The sequence below is a fragment of the Actinomycetospora succinea genome, assembly GCF_004363095.1.
GTDB classification, from domain to species: domain Bacteria; phylum Actinomycetota; class Actinomycetes; order Mycobacteriales; family Pseudonocardiaceae; genus Actinomycetospora; species Actinomycetospora succinea.
Genome location: NZ_SNYO01000001.1, coordinates 318,820 through 335,261, shown reverse-complemented (window position 1 = coordinate 335,261; position 16,442 = coordinate 318,820). Strand labels below are relative to the sequence as shown.

The window sequence follows — 16,442 nt, the reverse complement described above, 5'->3', positions numbered from 1 at the left end:
CCTCCGGTTGCGTTCTGCAAGTGGTTCGGACGATAGCGGATCGTGCTAGGACTCGGGAATGCTCGACGACCTCATCGCCGCGGTCGGCGCCGACCACGTCGTCGCGGGTGACGACCCCTCGGTCGCGGACCTGTGCGCCGACGAGGCCCTCGGCGTCCCGGCGGGCACGCCGTCGTACGTGGTGTGGCCGGGCGACCGGGACGAGGTGGCCGCCGTCGTGCGCGCCGCCCGCGCCGCCGGGGTCTCGCTGACGGCACGCGGCGCCGGCACGGGCCTGTCCGGCGCCGCGACCCCCGACGACGGCGCCGTGCTCGTCGCGTTCGCACGCATGGACCGAATCCTCGAGATCGACCCGGTGGACGCCGTCGCAGTGGTCCAGCCCGGGGTGAGCCTCGCGGACCTCGACGCCGCCGCCGGCGAGCACGGGCTGACCTACCCCGTGCACCCCGGCGAGACGACGGCGTCGCTGGGCGGCACGGTCGCCACCAACGCCGGGGGCATGCGCGCGGTCCGCTACGGCGTCACGCGCTCGCACGTGCTCGGGCTCGAGGCGGTGCTCGCGGACGGGGCGGTGGTGCGCACCGGCGGGAAGCTCGTGAAGGTCTCGTCCGGCTACGACCTCACCCAGCTCCTCGTGGGCTCGGAGGGCACGCTCGCGCTGGTCACCGAGGTGACCGTCCGGCTGCACCCGCGCCTGCCCGTGCGCCGGACGGTGCTCGCCCCCTTCCCCGACGCGGACGCCCTGATCGCCGCCGTCGGGCGGGTGGTCTCCTCGGGTCTCGAGCCGGCGGTGTGCGAGTACCTCGACGGGCCGACGATGCGCGCGGTGTGCGCGGCCGCCGACCTGTCGCTGGGCCTGCCCGAGGACCTCGTCGACGCCGACCACCTGCTCGTCGAGCTCGCCGGACGGCGTCAGGAGCGGGTGGACGAGGACGCCGAGGAGCTCGCCGACGTCCTGGGCGCCGCCGGCGCCCGCGACGTGTTCGACCTGCCGACGGGCTCGGCGCGGCGGCTGGTCGAGGCGCGGGAGAAGGCGTTCTGGGCGGTCAAGGCCGCGGGCGCCGACGAGATCGTCGACCTGGTGGTGCCCCGCTCGTCGATGGCGGCGTTCCTGTCCCGGGCGCGCGCGGCGGGAGACGCGCACGGCTCGCGGGTGCTCGGCTGCGGGCACGCGGGCGACGGCAACGTGCACCTCGCGGTGTTCCAGCCCGACCCCGGGCTCCTCGAGAAGACCCTGCACGACGTCTTCGCCGCCGGGACCGCGCTCGGCGGGGCGGTGTCGGGCGAGCACGGGGTGGGGCGCGCGAAGGCGCACGCGCTCGCGGAGTTCGGCGACCCCGTCGGCCTCGACGTCGTGCGGCGCCTGCGCGCGGCGCTCGACCCGGACGGCGTGCTGAACCCGGGGTGCGCGTTGCGCTGAGGTCGTCGCTCGACCGACACTCGTGAGCGTGCGCAACGATCCCGACGTCGTCGTCATCGGGGCCGGGTTCGCCGGGCTCTACATGATCCACCGCCTGCGCGAGCTCGGGATCTCCGTGCACGGGCTCGAGGCGGCCGACGGCGTCGGCGGCACCTGGTACTGGAACCGGTACCCGGGCGCGCGGTGCGACTCGGAGAGCTACTACTACTGCTACGCGTTCTCCCGCGAGCTCGAGCAGGAGTGGGACTGGTCGGAGCGCTACCCCGGGCAGGCGGAGATCCTCTCCTACCTCGAGCACGTCGCCGACCGCTTCGACCTGCGGCGATCCGTCTCGTTCTCCACCACGGTCGTCTCCGCGGCCCACGACGGCGACCGCTGGGTGATCGACACCGAGGGCGGCGCGCGGTGGACCTGCCGCTGGCTCGTCACCGCGGTCGGCTGCCTGTCGTCGGCGAACGTGCCCGACATCCCGGGGCTGGAGTCGTTCGCCGGCGAGTGGCACCACACCGGGCAGTGGCCGCACGAGGGCGTCGACGTCACCGGCCGGCGGGTCGGGGTCGTCGGCACCGGGTCCACCGGCATCCAGGCGATCCCCGTGCTCGCCGCGTCGGCCGGCGAGCTCACCGTCTTCCAGCGCACCGCCAACTTCAGCATCCCGGCCCGCAACGCCCCGCTCTCCGACGACGAGGCGGCGGGCTACAAGGCCGACTACGCGGCGATCCGCGCGGTCCAGCAGGCGTCCACCAACGGGCACCCGTTCGTCGTCAGCGACGTCGACACCCTCGCGCTGTCCGACGACGAGCGCCGCGAGCTCTTCGAGCGCGCCTGGGAGCGCGGCGGCCTGCGGTTCCGGGCGGCGGTGCGCGACGTGCTCGCCGACCCCGCCGTCAACGAGAAGGCCTCGGACTTCCTGCGCTCGAAGATCCGGTCGACCGTCGAGGACCCCGACGTCGCCGAGACGCTGACCCCGCGCGACCACCCGTTCGCCACCAAGCGCCCGCCCATCGACACCGACTACTTCGAGACCTACAACCGCGAGAACGTGACCCTCGTCGACGTGCGCGCGGACCCGATCGCCGAGATCACGCCGGACGGGGTGCGGCTGGCCTCGGGCGCCGAGCACCCGCTCGACGTGCTCGTGTTCGCGACCGGCTTCGACGCGCTGTCGGGCCCGCTGCTGCGCCTGGGCCTGCGCGGCACCGGCGGCGTCGCGCTCGCCGACGCCTGGGCCGAGGGCGCGGCGACCTACCTGGGGCTCGGCGTCGCCGGCTTCCCGAACCTCTTCACGATCACGGGCCCGGGCAGCCCCTCGGTGCTGACCAACATGCCGACCTCGATCGAGCAGCACGTCGACTGGATCGCCGACCTCGTCGCGCACCTGCGGGCCCACGACCTCGACGCCGAGCCGACGCCCGAGGCGCAGGCCCGGTGGGCCGACCACGTCCGCGAGGCGGCCGACGCGACGCTGCTGCCGCAGGCGGCGAGCTCCTGGTACCTCGGCGCGAACGTGCCGGGCAAGCCGCGCGTGTTCCTGCCCTACGCCGGCGGGTTCGCGCGCTACCGGGAGATGTGCGACGCCGAGGCGGCGGCGGGCTACCCGGGGTTCGCGCTGCGGGCGCGGCGCGAGGTGGCGTAGGGGCCGACGTCGAATCGGCGGACCCGCGTTCGTCGTCGTGTCGAAGGCCCATCACCGAGGGAGAGCTGCCGCCATGACGCCCACGCCCCGCCGCCTGTTCGAGCTCCTCGAGCCGATCTGCCTGGTCACCTTCTTCGCCGACGAGTGCCACGAGGAGCTGGCCGCGCTCGGCCACCGCACCTACTGGGACGGCTACTTCGCCAGCCGTGCCGCACCCCTGGGACGGGTGCCGGCGGCGGTGGTGCACGCGGCGTTCTACAGCTTCGCCGACGGGGAGGCCGCGCGGCACATCCCGAGCGCGTGGGAGACGATCCCGCCCGAGGCGTCGCTGGCCGCGCGGGAGCGGGGCAGCGCGGCGTCGCTGCGGCGGCTGCTCGGTGACGAGCTCGCCGGATCGCCGGGCCTCGTGCGCGCCGCCGACCTCGCCGTCCGGGCGGCGCAGGGCGCGCCCGTCGAGGGCCGCGTGAACTTCGCCGGGATGCGCGCCCTGCCGGTGCCGAGCGACCCGGTGGCGCGGCTGTGGCACGCCGCCACGATGCTGCGCGAGCACCGCGGCGACGGGCACATCGCCGCCCTGCTCGGCGAGCGCATCGGGGGCACCGAGGCGCACGTGCTGTCGGCGGTGGCGATGGGGATCGCGCCGCCGGAGTCGTTCGGGCGGATCCACCACCTGCCGAGGGCGCGTCTGGCCGCGGTCATGGCGGGCCTGCGCGAGCGCGGCATCATCGACGCCGAGGGCCGGTTCACCGAGGCGGGCCGCGCGACCCGGGAACGCATCGAGGACCGGACCGACGAGCTCGCCGCCGCGCCGTACGAGGCGCTCTCCCCCGCCGAGCGGGACGAGCTGGTCGCCGCGCTCGAACCCCTCACCGCGGCCCTGGTGGCCGGGGGCATCCCGATGCCGACCCGCTGACGGGTGCCTCAGGCCGTCTGCAGGGCCGGGCGGTCGGGGTGGTCGGCGCGGACGACGAGGTCGGCGACGCTCTCCGGGTCGACCTCGTCGGCGTAGCGCGCGTAGGCCGGCAGGGTCCAGGCCTCGTCGGCGGGCGTGCGGCGCTGCAGCACGGTCTCGGACAGGGCGAGGTGCACCGCGAGCTCCGCCGGCAGGCCGCGCCCGAGCAGCAGCGGCCCGTCGACGACCACGACCCCGGACGGCGCCACGGTCACCCGCTGCGCCCGGGCCGCCCGGTCCACCTCGACGTCCCAGAGCCGCGGCAGCACCTGCCCGGTGCCGCCGTGACCCAGCGGGGCGAGGACCTCGCGCACCAGCGCGCCGCCGTCGAGCCAGTCGTCGTAGAACGAGTCCGGGTCGGTGCGCCCGCGCTCGAGGCGCACCGACGCCGGGCGCAGGAAGTCCCACGCCGACACCCGCACGACGGGCCGCGAGCGCACCCGCAGCGGGTCGACGAGCGCGTCGGCGAGCACCTCCGGGCGGGCCGGCGGCGCACCGTCGACCAGCACCCGGACGTGTCCCGGCCCGGCGCGCTCGACCGCCGCGACGATCTCGGCGGCGAGGGCCTCGGGGGTCAGGGGACGGATGGGCATCCGGCCCAGAATCTCAGGTCTTCTGACGCTCCGAGCGCGCCGCGTCCTGGATCGCGTCCTGGCCCGCGTCGTCCTCGGACGCGAAGTCGGCCTCGTCGGCCTCCGGCGGCCGCGGGTGCATCATCAGCAGCGCGATCATGGAGACCACCGCGCAGAGGATGATGTAGATCGAGATCCAGGTGGTCGAGCCCGTCCCGGCGAGGATCGCGGTCGCGATCAGCGGGGCCGGCCCGCCCGCGGTGATCGAGGCGAGCTGGTAGCCCAGGCCCGCGCCGGTGTAGCGGATGCCGGTGCCGAAGCTCTCGGAGATCAGCGCCGCCTGCGGCCCGTACATCATGTCGTGGAAAATCAGGCCGAGGATGATCCCCAGCAGGATCAGCCCGCCGACCGCCGTGTTCAGCAGGGCGAAGTACGGGAACGCGTAGAGGCCCGTGAGCACCACGCCGACGCCGTAGACGAGCCGCCGGCCCAGCACGTCGGAGAGCCACCCGAAGAACGGGACGCTGACGATGCCGATGCAGGCCGCGATGATGAGGTAGAGCAGCAGGTCGCTGCGTTCGAGGTCGAGCTGCTGGGTGCCGTAGGCCAGCACGAACGACGTGAAGATGTAGAACGGGGCCTGCTCGGCGGTGCGGACGAACATCGCCTTGAGCACGTCGCGCCACTGGGTGCGCAGGGTCTCGGCCAGCGGCAGCTTCGCGACCTTGCCGGACGTCTTGATCTGCGCGAACGCGGGCGACTCGAGCACCGAGAGCCGCACCCACAGGCCGATCGCGATGAGCACGATGCTGGCGATGAACGGGACGCGCCAGCCCCACGCGAGGAACTCGGGGCCGGAGAACTGCCAGACCACGAACGTGCCGAGCGCGAGGCCGATCGGGACGCCGGCCTGCGGCCACGCCGCCATGAGCCCGCGCTGGCGCCGGTGGCCCCACTCCATCGACATGAGCACCGAGCCGCCCCACTCCCCGCCGACGCCGATGCCCTGCAGGATGCGCAGCAGCGTCAGCAGGACCGGGGCGAGCACGCCGATCGAGTCGTAGGTGGGCAGGCAGCCGATGAGGACCGTCGCCCCGCCCATGAGCAGCAGCGTCGCGACCAGGCTGTACTTGCGCCCGATGCGGTCGCCGTAGTGGCCGAAGATCGCCGCCCCGACGGGGCGGGCCGCGAACCCGACGAACTGGGTCGAGAACGCCAGCAGCACGCCGCCGGCCGCCGAGTCGGCGAAGAACAGCGGGCCGAAGACGAGGGCGGCCGCCGTGTTGTAGAGGAAGAAGTCGTACCACTCGATGGTCGTACCGACGGTGCTGGCGACGACGGCCCGGCGCTTGAGCGCCCGACGGTCGGCTCCGGCGGGAAGTGTGCTCATGCCGGACTATGTTCGCCATCACACTCACACAGGGCAATAGCTCCGGCGCTGCGAGTGACTATGCCATTCGGACTAACCCGATCAGATCACCGAGAAGCGGTCGGTCAGCGGCTCGCCGTCACCCCGGGAGATGACGCAGCTGACCTCGCGACCACCGCGTGTCGCCCCGGCCGACCCCGGGTCGGCGAACGCCGCCTGGCTCGGCACCACGGCCGTCATCCGCAGGTCGTCGCGGTCGACGCCGCCCGACGCCGGGACGAGCAGGTCGGAGTCGACGTACATCGCGCAGTAGGCGCGCCCGAAGTCGGCCAGGGCGGCCTCGCCGGGGTACGAGACCGCGCGGCCCTCGCCGATCGGGGCCGTCGAGGCGACGACCTCGACGTCGTGGGGCGTGCCGCACTGGGCGTCGGCGTCGGCACCGAAACGACCGCCGCTCGCCAGCTCGCCGCGGGCGCACTGGCCCTCGAAGAGCGTGTACTCCGCGAGGTCCCCGCCGGGCCCGAACGTCAGCACGTCGGGCTCGGCGGTGAACGGGCGCCAGCCGCCCATCAGGGCGCCGGCGAGCAGCACCACGAGGACGGCGCCGACGGCCCCGGCGGCGAGCGCCACGCGCGGCGGCACGGCCGGGACCCGGGTCCTCACGGCGCTGTCCCCATGCTGCTCAGTTCTCCTGCTCCACGCGCATGGCCTGCTCCTCGACGGTGCCCGGCTCGTTGTCGATGGCCGCGACCTCGCCGATCGCGTCGTCGGCGGGCAGACCGGTCGCCTCGGCGCTACCGGCCGCCGACGACACCCCCAGCTCGACCTCGCGCTCCTCGTCGGCCAGGCGCTCGCCCTCGGTGACGCCGTCGGCACCGTCGGGGTCGAGCACGACCGCGCCGCCCACGCCGTCGACGGCGTTCTCCGGGTCGTCGACCGACTCGTCGAGCTCGTCGATCGGCGTGTCCGCGAGCGGCCGGTCCGGGGGCTGCTCGGCCTCGGTCTCCGGCTCCTCCTGCGGCAGGCGGTAGTCGATGCTGGGCGACTCGGTCTCCCACTCCTGGGTGCCGCCGAGCCGGACGTCCCGGCTGTAGCCCTCGGGGGCGTCCATGCCGTCCTCGAGCGGGTCGGCGTCCAGGCGGTCCTCGTCCAGGATGACGGACGGCTCGGCGTCCAAGCTCGTCATGTCGTTGTCCAGGACGGCTTCGCCCCGTTCCACAGACTCCTCGCTCACGCGTCCTCGCTCCTCATCGCTACTCGGCGGACAGTCTCCGCCGTCCCGCAGCGTTTCCCGCCACCGCCCCCCGGCATGCGTGGCGTGCGCCGGGAGGCTCAGCCGCGGATGCGGGTGGCGCTGTCGCCCCACTCCTTGGCGCGGAGCTCGAACTTCTGGATCTTCCCGGTCGACGTCTTCGGCAGCTCGTCGACGATCTCGACGTCGCGCGGGGCCTTGTAGCGGGCGATGGCGCCCTTGACGTGGTCGATGATCGCCTCGGGCTCCGCCGACTGCCCGGAGCGCAGGATGACGAACGCCTTGGGCCGCTCGCCCCACTTCTCGTCCGGCACCCCGACGACGGCCGCCTCGAGCACCGCGGGGTGCGAGAGGACGGCCTGCTCGACCTCGACGGTGGAGATGTTCTCGCCGCCGGAGATGACGACGTCCTTGGCGCGGTCGCGCAGCTCGACGTAGCCGTCCGGGTGCATCACCCCGAGGTCGCCGGAGTGGTACCAGCCGCCGGCGAACGCCTTGGCCGTCGCGTCGGGGTCGCGGAAGTAGCCGGACATGACGTTGTTGCCCTGCATGACGATCTCGCCCATGGTCTCGCCGTCGTGGGGCACGTCGACGAGCTGCACGGACGCCCAGTCGGTGACGTCGTCGCCGAGGGTCTCGACGACGCGCAGCGGCTCGGTCTGCAGCATCCCGACGCCCTGACGGGCCTGCAGCTTCGCCCGCGCGTGCTCCTCGAGCCCGCGCCACTCCTCCTGCCACTGGCACACGGAGTACGGCCCGTAGGTCTCGGTGAGCCCGTAGACGTGCACGATCCGGAAGCCCATCTTCTCCATCTCGAGGATGGTCGTCGGGCTCGGCGGGGCGCCCGCGGTGGTCACGACCAGCGCGTAGTCCAGCGTCCGCGCCTCGGCCGCGTTCATGATCGTGGTGACGACCGTGGGGGCGCCGTTGAGGTGGGTGACCCGGTGCTCGCCGATGAGGGCCCAGATCGCGTCCCCGCGCACCTCGCGCAGGCACACGTGCGTGCCGCCGATCGCCGTGATCGCCCAGGGCGTGCACCACCCGTTGCAGTGGAACATCGGCAGCGTCCACAGGTAGACCGACGACGGGTCGTGGTAGCTGTGGACGATCTCGCCGAAGGAGTTCAGGTAGGCGCCGCGGTGGTGGTACTGGACGCCCTTGGGACGCCCCGTGGTGCCGCTGGTGTAGTTGATGCTGATCGTGGAGCGCTCGTCGGCGACCTCCCACGCCAGGTCGTCGCCCTCGTCGCCGCGGGCCAGCAGGGCGTCCCACGTCGTCCCCTCGACCGACGCGCCGGCGTCGGGGCCCTGCGGGTCGACGAGGGTGACGATCTCGCGCACGGTCTCCAGCGAGCCCGCGATCGGCTCGACGGTGCCCCACAGCGCCGAGTCGACGACCAGCACGCTCGCCTGCGCGTGGTCGAGGATGTAGCGGACCTCCTCGCTCGACAGGCGCGTGTTGACCGCCACGAGCACCGCCCCGGCCAGCGGCACGCCGAAGTGCGCGACGAGCATCGGCGGCACGTTCGGCAGCAGGCACGCCACCCGGTCGCCCGGCGCGATCCCGCTCGCCCGCAGGCCGCGGGCCAGGCGCTGGGCCTGCTCGGCGAACTGCGCGTAGGAGATGCGCTGCGTGCCGTGCACGATCGCCGTCTTGTCCGGGTAGACGTCGGCGGAGCGGCGCAGGAACGACAGCGGTGTCAGCTCGGTGATCCAGGTCTGGGGCGCGGTCACGCCCGGATCATCGCTCAGTGGCCGTGTGACGGGCCAGGGTCCTTCGCGTAGTCGGGCCGCTCGTCGGACCCCGGCCCGGTCGGGAGGCCGTCGGCCGCCCAGGCGCGGAACCCGCCGGCGACGTCGGTGGCGCGGTGCAGGCCGAGGTCCTGCAGGGCCGCCGCGGCCAGCGACGACGTGTAGCCCTCGGAGCACAGCACGATCCACTGCTGGTCGTGATCGGTCGCCTCGGCGACGCGGGCGTCGGAGGCGGGGTCGAGGCGCCACTCGAGGTGGTTGCGCTCGATCACCAGCGCGCCGGGCACCGTGCCCTCGTCGAGGCGCTGCCACCCGGGGCGGATGTCGACCAGCCGCGCGCCGTCCTCGACCGCCGCGGCCGCCGCGGACGGGTCGAGACGGTGCAGGCGGGACCGGGCGTCGGCGAGGAGGTCGTGGATCGTGCTCACTCGGGCTGCCTTCACTCCGGCGATTGTCCCGGCGCCACGAGCTCCGAGCGCGTGCGGCGCAGCACGCCCGCCTCGACGCCGTAGTACGACATCGCCGACAGCGGCGGCGAGTAGGCGTGCACGCTGACCGCGGTCGGGGCGGCGCGGTTGGACACGTCGTGCACGTGGCCGAGGCCGAACGCGACGCCGCGGCCGGCGTCGATCGCGCGGCGCCGCAGCCCGGGGCCGCGCGCGGGCAGCTCCTCGGCGGGGCAGGTGCCGTCCTCGTCGCTGCCGGCCGTCCAGCGCCACTCGGTCAGCGAGCCGCGCACGACGGTGAGCGCGCCGAGCGAGCCGCCGTGGTCGTGCAGCTCGGCGGCCTGGTCGGTGGCCCAGGAGATCAGCCAGACGTCGAGGTGCTCGTCGGCGTGCAGGCGCCGCGACCAGCGGTGCACGGGGTCGACCTCGACGGTGTGGCGGCCGGCGTCGACCTCGGCGGCCACCTCACGGGTGAGCGCGAGCAGGTCGGCGAGGCTCGCCGGGGTGGGGCCGTCCTGCCAGCGCCGCACGTCGGGACGGCGGGAGCGGGGGCGGGTGAAGGTGTGACTGGCGTGCGCGGGGTGGTCGACCAGGGCGGTCACGGACTCGTTCCTCCGGGAGTGCGGGCGTCCGCGCACACGCGCCACCGGCCGTCGTCGGCCGGATCTCCAGGAGGGCGGGGCGGTGCGCGGGCGAGGGGGATGTCGCGCCCGGTTGGCACGCGACCCGTCTCGTCAGGCCCGGCAACACCGCTGGTCGAACAGGTGCGCACGACGGCTCTCCCACAGGGGGCCGAGGAGGAAGTGCTGCACGCCGACATTTGACCACGGCGGCGGGGGTTCGTCACGTCCGGGTCCTCGCGCGCGGCGGGCTGTCGGGGGGCGGCCCTAACCTGGAGGGCGCTCACCTCACCACCACACCCCGGAGGGCACCACGGAGCGCACGTCTGCGCCGACCCGTCCCGCACGCGGCTGGGTCCGGCGTCTCGCCCGCGACTGCTGGCGCCACCGGGCGCTGTCGGTCGCCGCCCTCACCGCCTCCGTGTTCGGCGTGAGCCTCGAGGCCGTCGGCCCGCTGATCATCGGCACCGCCGTCGACCGCGCCGTCGCCGGCTCCACCGAGGGGCTGGGGTGGCTGGTCGGCGGGCTGACCGCGATCGCGCTCGTGCGCTTCGGCGCGGCGTTCCTGCGCCGCTACCTCGGCGGGCGGCTCTCGCTGGGCGTGCAGCACGACCTGCGGCGCCGGGTGTTCGGGTCCGTGTCGCGCCTCGACGGCCCGAAGCAGGACGCGCTGCGCACGGGCCAGGTGGTCTCGCGCGCGAACTCCGATCTCCAGCAGGTCCAGGGCCTGCTGGGCATGGTCCCGCTGGTGGCGGGCACGCTCGGCCAGCTCGTCGTGTCGATCGTGATCATGCTGTTCCTGTCGCCGCTGCTCACGGCGGTCTCGCTGATCGTGCTGCCGCTCGGCGTCGTGTTCACCGCGCGGCTGCGCCGGCGGCTGTTCCCCGCGACGTGGTCGGCGCAGCAGCGCGCCGCCGAGGTCGCCCAGCACGTCGAGGAGACGGTCACCGGCGTCCGCGTCGTCAAGGGCTTCGGCCAGGAGACCCGCGAGGTCGGCCGGCTGCGCGCGGCGGCGCGGCGGCTCTACGCGGAACGGCTCCGCGCGGCGCACCTCAACGCCCGCCTGACGCCCACGCTCTCGGCGCTGCCCACCGTCGGGCAGCTCGTGGTGTTCGCGCTCGGCGGCGCGATGGCGGTCAACGGGTCCATCTCGCTGGGCGTGTTCGTGGCGTTCACCTCCTACATCGCCGCGCTGGTCGGGCCGGCGCGCCTCGTCGCGGGGCTGGTCGTCATGGGCCAGCTCGCCCGCGCCGGCGTCGAGCGCGTCTACGAGCTCATCGACTCCCAGCCCGACATCGTCGACGCGGACGCGGCCCGCGCGGTGCCCGACGGCCCGCTCGGCGTGCGGCTCGACGACGTGCGCTTCGGCTACGCGCGCAGCGAGCCGGTGCTCGACGGGCTCACGCTCGACATCACGCCGGGCGAGACGGTGGCCCTGGTCGGCACCGCGGGCTCCGGCAAGTCGACGGTGGCGCTGCTGACGCCCCGGTTCTACGACGTCCAGGGCGGCGCGCTGCGCATCGGCCCGCCCGACGACCTCGTCGACGTGCGCGACCTGCGCCTCGACTCGCTGCGCCACGCGGTCGGCGTCGTGTTCGAGGAGGCGTTCCTCTTCTCCGACACGGTGCGCGCCAACATCGCCTACGGGTGCCCGGACGCGACCGAGGAGCAGATCCGCGCGGCCGCCGTCGCCGCGCAGGCCGACGCGTTCATCACCGCGCTGCCCGAGGGCTACGACACCCGCGTCGGCGAGCGCGGGCTCACGCTGTCGGGCGGCCAGCGCCAGCGCGTGGCGCTCGCCCGCGCCCTGCTCTACGACCCCCGGGTGCTCGTCCTCGACGACGCCACCTCGGCGGTCGACGCCACCACCGAGGCCGCGATCGGCGAGACGCTGCGCGCGGTCACCGCCCGGCGCACCACCGTCGTCATCGCGCACCGGCGCTCCACGCTCGCCCTGGCCGACCGCATCGCGGTCCTCGACGGCGGCCGGGTCGTCGACGTCGGCACGCGCACCGAGCTCGAGGGGCGTTGCCGGCTCTTCCGCGAGCTGCTCGCGGGACCGGCGGAACGCATCGACGAGACCGGGCGGGTGCCGGACGAGTCGGACTCCGAGTCGGACTCCGAGTCGGACTCCGAGCCCGCCCCCGACCTCACCCGCTCGCTCTGGCCCGACGACCCCGCGCCCGACGAGCCCGTCCCCGCGCCCGCCCCGGCCACCGTCGCGGCCGGGTCGGAGGCGCTCGCGGGCGGCATCGACGGCGGCGCCTCCCCGGAGATCCGCGCCCAGCTCGACCGCCTGCCGCCCGCCACCGAGGAACCGGACCTCCACGGCGAGGACCCGACGGCACCCGACCCCGCGTTCCGCCTCGGACGCCTGCTGCGCCCGGTGCGCTGGGCCCTGCTCCTGGCGGTCGTGCTCGTCGCGCTCGACGCGGCCGCCACCGTCGCGTTCCCCTCGCTCGCGCGCCTCGCCGTCGACGGCGGCATCCAGGGGCGCTCGCTCGACGTGCTGTGGCTGGCCGTCGGGGTCGGCGTGGTCGTGGTCGCCCTCGACTGGTTCGTGGTGGCCGCACAGACCGTGCTGACCGCGCGGATCGGCGAGGGACGGCTGTTCCTGCTGCGCACCCGCAGCTTCGCCCACCTGCAGCGCCTCGGTCTCGACTTCTACGAGCGCGAGCTCGGCGGCCGGATCATGACCCGGATGACCACGGACGTCGACGCGCTCTCCACGTTCCTGCAGACCGGGCTCGCGCAGGCGTTCGTCGCCCTCCTGACGATCATCGGCGTCGCGGTGGCCCTGCTGGTCACCGACGTCGAGCTCGCGCTGGTCGCGCTGGCGGTCATGCCCGTGCTGATCGTGGCCACGGTGATCTTCCGGCGGCTGTCGTCGGCGGCCTACGCCGAGGCGCGCGAGCGGGTCAGCGTCGTCAACGCCGACCTGCAGGAGAACGTGGCCGGGCTGCGCGTCGCCCAGGCGCACACCCACGAGGAGATCTCGGCGGCCACCTTCGCCGACAACAGCGACGCCTACCGCCGGGCGCGGCTGCGCGCCCAGCGCCTCATCGCCACGTACTTCCCGTTCGCGGCGATGCTCTCCGACCTCGCGCAGGCAGTGGTGCTCGGCGTCGGGGCCGCGCGCGTCGCCACCGGCGGCCTGTCCCCCGGCATCCTCGCCGCGTTCCTGCTGTACCTGGCGATGTTCTTCGGCCCGGTACAGCAGCTCTCGCAGGTCTTCGACGGCTACCAGCAGGCCCGCGTCGGGCTCACCCGCATCGGCGAGCTGCTGCGCACGCCGACCTCGGTGCCCGCCCCGGAGCACCCGGTGGTGGTCGACGACCTGCGCGGCGAGGTCGAGCTGCGCGACGTCGGCTTCTCGTACTCGGGCGCGGAGACCCCGGCGCTCGCCGACTTCTCGCTGCACGTGCCGGCCGGGCAGACGGTCGCGCTGGTCGGGGCCACCGGCGCGGGCAAGTCGACGGTGGTCAAGCTCGTCGCCCGGTTCTACGACGCCTCCTCGGGCAGCGTGCTGATCGACGGCGTGGACGTCCGCGAGCACGACCTGGCGACGCTGCACCGGCGCCTGGGCGTCGTGCCGCAGGAGGCGCACCTGTTCGTCGGCGACGTCGCCACCAACATCGCCTACGGCGACCCGGACGCCACGCCGGCGCGCATCGAGCAGGCGGCCCGCGACGTCGGGGCGCTCGAGATGATCGCCTCGCTGCCCGGGGGCTTCCGCCAGCCCGTCGGCGAGCGGGGCGGGGGCCTGTCGGCCGGGCAGCGCCAGCTCGTCGCGCTGGCCCGCGCCGAGCTCGTCGACCCGCGGCTGCTGCTGCTCGACGAGGCCACCGCGGCGCTCGACCCCTCCACCGAGGGGGCGGTGCTGGCGGCCGGCGAGCGCCTCGCGGCGCCGCGCACCACGTTCGTCGTCGCCCACCGGCTCGCCACCGCCGCCCGCGCCGACCACATCGTCGTCATCGACGCCGGGCGGATCCTCGAGGAGGGCACGCACGCCGAGCTCCTCGACCGCGACGGCGCCTACGCGCGCCTGTGGCGCGCCGGGGCCGGGACGGTCGACGACGCGGTGGGCGAGGGCGGTCTCGTCGACCCCGACGACGACCTGGCCCGCGCCGGCTGAGCACTGCTTTCGGACGTGCCGGGGCGGGCGGTTCGATATCGCGCGAAATCGGCGGATCCGCGAACCGTTGTGCACAGCCGAACGGAGGACCGGGCACAGGTCGGCGAGGACGCCGGCCCCGGAGAGAGGCCCTTCCGTGAGCATTCGCCGCAGGCTCGCCGCCGCCGTCGTCACCGGTGCGGCGGCACTGACCCTCGCCGGCCTCGGCGCCGGCACCGCTGCCGCCGCCGACCCGATCGCCACCATCCCCGACCTCACCGGCCAGTCGTCGTCCGTGCGGCTCGACTCCGGCTTCACCGACGCGCTCGGTCAGCTGCAGGTCACCCCCGGCACGATCGGCGACGCCACGCTGCAGGACGGCAGCGTGCGGTTCCCGATCACCGGCGGCAACGTCACCGTCTACCGCCCGGGCGACGCCGACCCGTACGTCCAGGGCCGCATCGAGCACGACGGCAGCGGGCTGAGCCTGACCAAGGGCGACACCAAGGTCGAGCTGACCGACTTCGTGATCGACCCGGGCAACCCGGCCACGCTCAGCGGCAAGGTCAGTGCCGGCGGCCAGACGCTCGCCGAGTCCGCCGTGCTGTTCGACCTCGACGGCTCGACGCTGCAACCGATCCAGACCGACGCCGCCGCGGGCACCGCCACGCTGACCGGCACGACCGTGCGCCTGTCGTCGGGCGCCGCCGACGCCCTGAACCAGGCCTTCGGCACCGACGCGATCCGGGGCGGGCTGACCATCGGCGTCGCCACGATCGTCGTCAACCTGCCCGGACAGATGCCGGCGATGCCGCAGGGCGGCGTCGAGACCGGCGGCGGGTCCACCAGCGGTCCGGACACCGCGCTGGTCCTCGCCGGCGTCGCCGCGCTCGTCGCGGCCGGCGGTGTCGGCCTCGTGGCCCGGCGCCGCGCCGGGGCACACCGCGGCTGACGCACCCGTCCCCCGGACCACTGGCTGGTATCGCTCGCTCAGCGAGTGATACCAGCCAGTAACCACGGCACTCCGCGAACTCAGGAGCCCCGATGACCCCGCCCACGCCGCCCCGCCGACGGGTGCTGACGGTCGTCGTCGGGGTGCTCGTCGTGCTCGGGCTGGTGCTGGTCGGTGTCGGCGCGCTGGGGACGGCGGCGCCGCCGGAACCGGCCGCGGCGCCGGCCGCCACAGCGCCGCCCGCCACAGCGCCCCCCGCGGGACCCGCCACGGGTCCGCGCCAGGACCCGGCGACCGGCTCGCCGCCGGTGGCCCTCGACATCCCCACCATCGGCGTCACCGGCCCCGTGAACAGCGTGGGCCTGCAGCCCGACGGCACGCTCGAGGTGCCCGCGCCGGGCCCGGACTACGACGAGGCCGCCTGGTACCGGGGCTCGCCGACCCCCGGCCGCGTCGGGCCCGCCGTGATCCTCGGGCACGTCGACTCCGCCGCGAACGGCCCGTCGGTGTTCTACCGGCTCGGCGCGCTGCGCCCGGGTGACCGGGTCACGGTCACGCTCGCCGACCGCACGACGCGGACCTTCTCGGTGACCGCGGTGCGCTCGGTCCCGAAGGACGCGTTCCCGCGGCTCGAGGTCTACGGCGACACCGCGGGCCCCGAGCTCCGGCTGATCACCTGCGGCGGCGACTTCGACGACGCCGCCCGCTCGTACCGCGACAACACGGTCGTCTTCGCGCGCCTCGTCGGCTAGATCCGGACCGCGTGCACCACGAGGTTGTCGGTGTAGCTGCGCGCCCCGCGGTCGAACTCGCCCGCACAGGTCACCAGCCGCAGGACGTCGTCCGGGGTGGCGCCGAAGACGGCGAAGGTCGGGAACGCGTCCTTGGCGACCTGCTCGGTGCGCTCGACGCCGTAGCGGGCGACCGATCCGTCCGACCGGCCGACCTCGATCACGTCGCCGGGCCGCAGGTCGCGCAGCCGGAAGAACACGGCAGGCCCGCTCCGCGAGTCGACGTGACCGAGCAGCACCGTGGCCGCCCCGGGCGCCGCGAACCACCCCACCCGGCCGAAGTCCTGCGGGACCTCGGCGGTGCCGTCCGGCGCGACCCCGAGCGGCACGAGGGCGTCCTCGTCGACGTCGATCGCCGGCACCCGCACGGAGCCCGGCACGACGCGACCGTCGGCGACCGGCGCGGCGGGACCGGACCCGGAGACGGACCCGGAGACGGACCCGGGTGCCGCGGGCGGGCGCGGGTCGCCGGCACACCCGACGAGGACGGTCACGAGCAGGGCGAGGACCGCGACGACCCGGGCGCGCCGCCCGGGACGTCGCGAGACCACGGTTTCGTGCTCCACC

14 protein-coding genes are annotated in these 16,442 nt (G+C 74.8%); 6 read left to right on the top strand and 8 right to left on the bottom strand.

Features of this window, described 5'->3' with window-relative positions; all coding sequences use genetic code 11:
- Nucleotides 1-58 precede the first annotated feature (58 nt).
- The 3 genes from EV188_RS01600 (at nucleotide 59) to EV188_RS01590 (ending at nucleotide 3,969) form a co-directional block, all read left to right on the top strand.
- A complete protein-coding gene (locus EV188_RS01600) occupies nucleotides 59-1,420 on the top strand; it encodes an FAD-binding oxidoreductase (RefSeq protein WP_133824485.1) in 1,362 nt (453 codons plus the stop codon).
- A 28-nt stretch (nucleotides 1,421-1,448) separates the two neighbouring features.
- Nucleotides 1,449-3,056: a flavin-containing monooxygenase gene (locus tag EV188_RS01595; protein ID WP_279536695.1), complete on the top strand. Its 1,608-nt coding sequence runs from the start codon at nucleotides 1,449-1,451 to the stop codon at nucleotides 3,054-3,056.
- A 73-nt stretch (nucleotides 3,057-3,129) separates the two neighbouring features.
- Nucleotides 3,130-3,969, top strand: a complete 840-nt coding sequence (locus tag EV188_RS01590) for an SCO6745 family protein (RefSeq protein ID WP_133824484.1) — start codon at nucleotides 3,130-3,132, stop codon at nucleotides 3,967-3,969.
- 8 nt (nucleotides 3,970-3,977) lie between these two features.
- Here the strand turns inward: EV188_RS01590 and EV188_RS01585 are convergent, their stop codons facing one another.
- From EV188_RS01585 to EV188_RS01555, 7 genes are all read right to left on the bottom strand, one after another.
- Nucleotides 3,978-4,601: a nucleoside/nucleotide kinase family protein gene (locus EV188_RS01585; protein WP_133824483.1), complete on the bottom strand. Its 624-nt coding sequence runs from the start codon at nucleotides 4,599-4,601 to the stop codon at nucleotides 3,978-3,980.
- 13 nt (nucleotides 4,602-4,614) lie between these two features.
- Nucleotides 4,615-5,970 carry an MFS transporter gene (locus EV188_RS01580; RefSeq protein WP_133824482.1) on the bottom strand — a complete coding sequence of 452 codons (1,356 nt, stop codon included), beginning with the start codon at nucleotides 5,968-5,970 and terminating at the stop codon, nucleotides 4,615-4,617.
- An 81-nt stretch (nucleotides 5,971-6,051) separates the two neighbouring features.
- Nucleotides 6,052-6,612: a hypothetical protein gene (locus EV188_RS01575; protein WP_133824481.1), complete on the bottom strand. Its 561-nt coding sequence runs from the start codon at nucleotides 6,610-6,612 to the stop codon at nucleotides 6,052-6,054.
- 19 nt (nucleotides 6,613-6,631) lie between these two features.
- Nucleotides 6,632-7,135 carry a hypothetical protein gene (locus EV188_RS01570; RefSeq protein WP_133824480.1) on the bottom strand — a complete coding sequence of 168 codons (504 nt, stop codon included), beginning with the start codon at nucleotides 7,133-7,135 and terminating at the stop codon, nucleotides 6,632-6,634.
- Between the two features lie 146 nt (nucleotides 7,136-7,281).
- On the bottom strand, nucleotides 7,282-8,934 hold the full coding sequence (locus EV188_RS01565; RefSeq protein ID WP_133824479.1) for an acyl--CoA ligase family protein: 1,653 nt from the start codon (nucleotides 8,932-8,934) through the stop codon (nucleotides 7,282-7,284).
- Nucleotides 8,935-8,948: 14 nt separating this feature from the next.
- Nucleotides 8,949-9,380, bottom strand: a complete 432-nt coding sequence (locus EV188_RS01560; protein ID WP_133825336.1) for a rhodanese-like domain-containing protein — start codon at nucleotides 9,378-9,380, stop codon at nucleotides 8,949-8,951.
- An 11-nt stretch (nucleotides 9,381-9,391) separates the two neighbouring features.
- Nucleotides 9,392-10,000, bottom strand: a complete 609-nt coding sequence (locus EV188_RS01555) for a cysteine dioxygenase (protein WP_243741404.1) — start codon at nucleotides 9,998-10,000, stop codon at nucleotides 9,392-9,394.
- Nucleotides 10,001-10,448: 448 nt separating this feature from the next.
- Here EV188_RS01555 and EV188_RS01550 point away from each other — a divergent pair, with 448 nt between their 5' ends.
- From EV188_RS01550 to EV188_RS01540, 3 genes are all read left to right on the top strand, one after another.
- A complete protein-coding gene (locus tag EV188_RS01550; protein WP_424922900.1) occupies nucleotides 10,449-14,153 on the top strand; it encodes an ABC transporter ATP-binding protein in 3,705 nt (1,234 codons plus the stop codon).
- Nucleotides 14,154-14,289: 136 nt separating this feature from the next.
- Nucleotides 14,290-15,084, top strand: coding sequence for a hypothetical protein (locus EV188_RS01545; protein ID WP_243741403.1), 795 nt, complete (start codon nucleotides 14,290-14,292; stop codon nucleotides 15,082-15,084).
- Between the two features lie 92 nt (nucleotides 15,085-15,176).
- The gene (locus EV188_RS01540) at nucleotides 15,177-15,836 is read left to right on the top strand and encodes a class F sortase (RefSeq protein ID WP_133824477.1); all 660 of its coding nucleotides are present in this window, start codon (nucleotides 15,177-15,179) and stop codon (nucleotides 15,834-15,836) included.
- Here EV188_RS01540 and EV188_RS01535 read toward each other — a convergent pair.
- Nucleotides 15,833-16,426, bottom strand: coding sequence for a class F sortase (locus tag EV188_RS01535; RefSeq protein ID WP_133824476.1), 594 nt, complete (start codon nucleotides 16,424-16,426; stop codon nucleotides 15,833-15,835). The genes EV188_RS01540 and EV188_RS01535 overlap by 4 nt on opposite strands.
- Nucleotides 16,427-16,442: the final 16 nt, after the last annotated feature.

Bases quoted from the DNA above. Each gene is read 5' to 3' on its own strand.
- EV188_RS01600 (WP_133824485.1), top strand. From the start codon at position 59: ATGCTCGACGACCTCATCGCCGCGGTCGGCGCCGACCACGTCGTCGCG.
- EV188_RS01590 (WP_133824484.1), top strand. From the start codon at position 3,130: ATGACGCCCACGCCCCGCCGCCTGTTCGAGCTCCTCGAGCCGATCTGC.
- EV188_RS01585 (WP_133824483.1), bottom strand. From the start codon at position 4,601: ATGCCCATCCGTCCCCTGACCCCCGAGGCCCTCGCCGCCGAGATCGTC.
- EV188_RS01580 (WP_133824482.1), bottom strand. From the start codon at position 5,970: ATGAGCACACTTCCCGCCGGAGCCGACCGTCGGGCGCTCAAGCGCCGG.
- EV188_RS01570 (WP_133824480.1), bottom strand. From the start codon at position 7,135: ATGACGAGCTTGGACGCCGAGCCGTCCGTCATCCTGGACGAGGACCGC.
- EV188_RS01540 (WP_133824477.1), top strand. From the start codon at position 15,177: ATGACCCCGCCCACGCCGCCCCGCCGACGGGTGCTGACGGTCGTCGTC.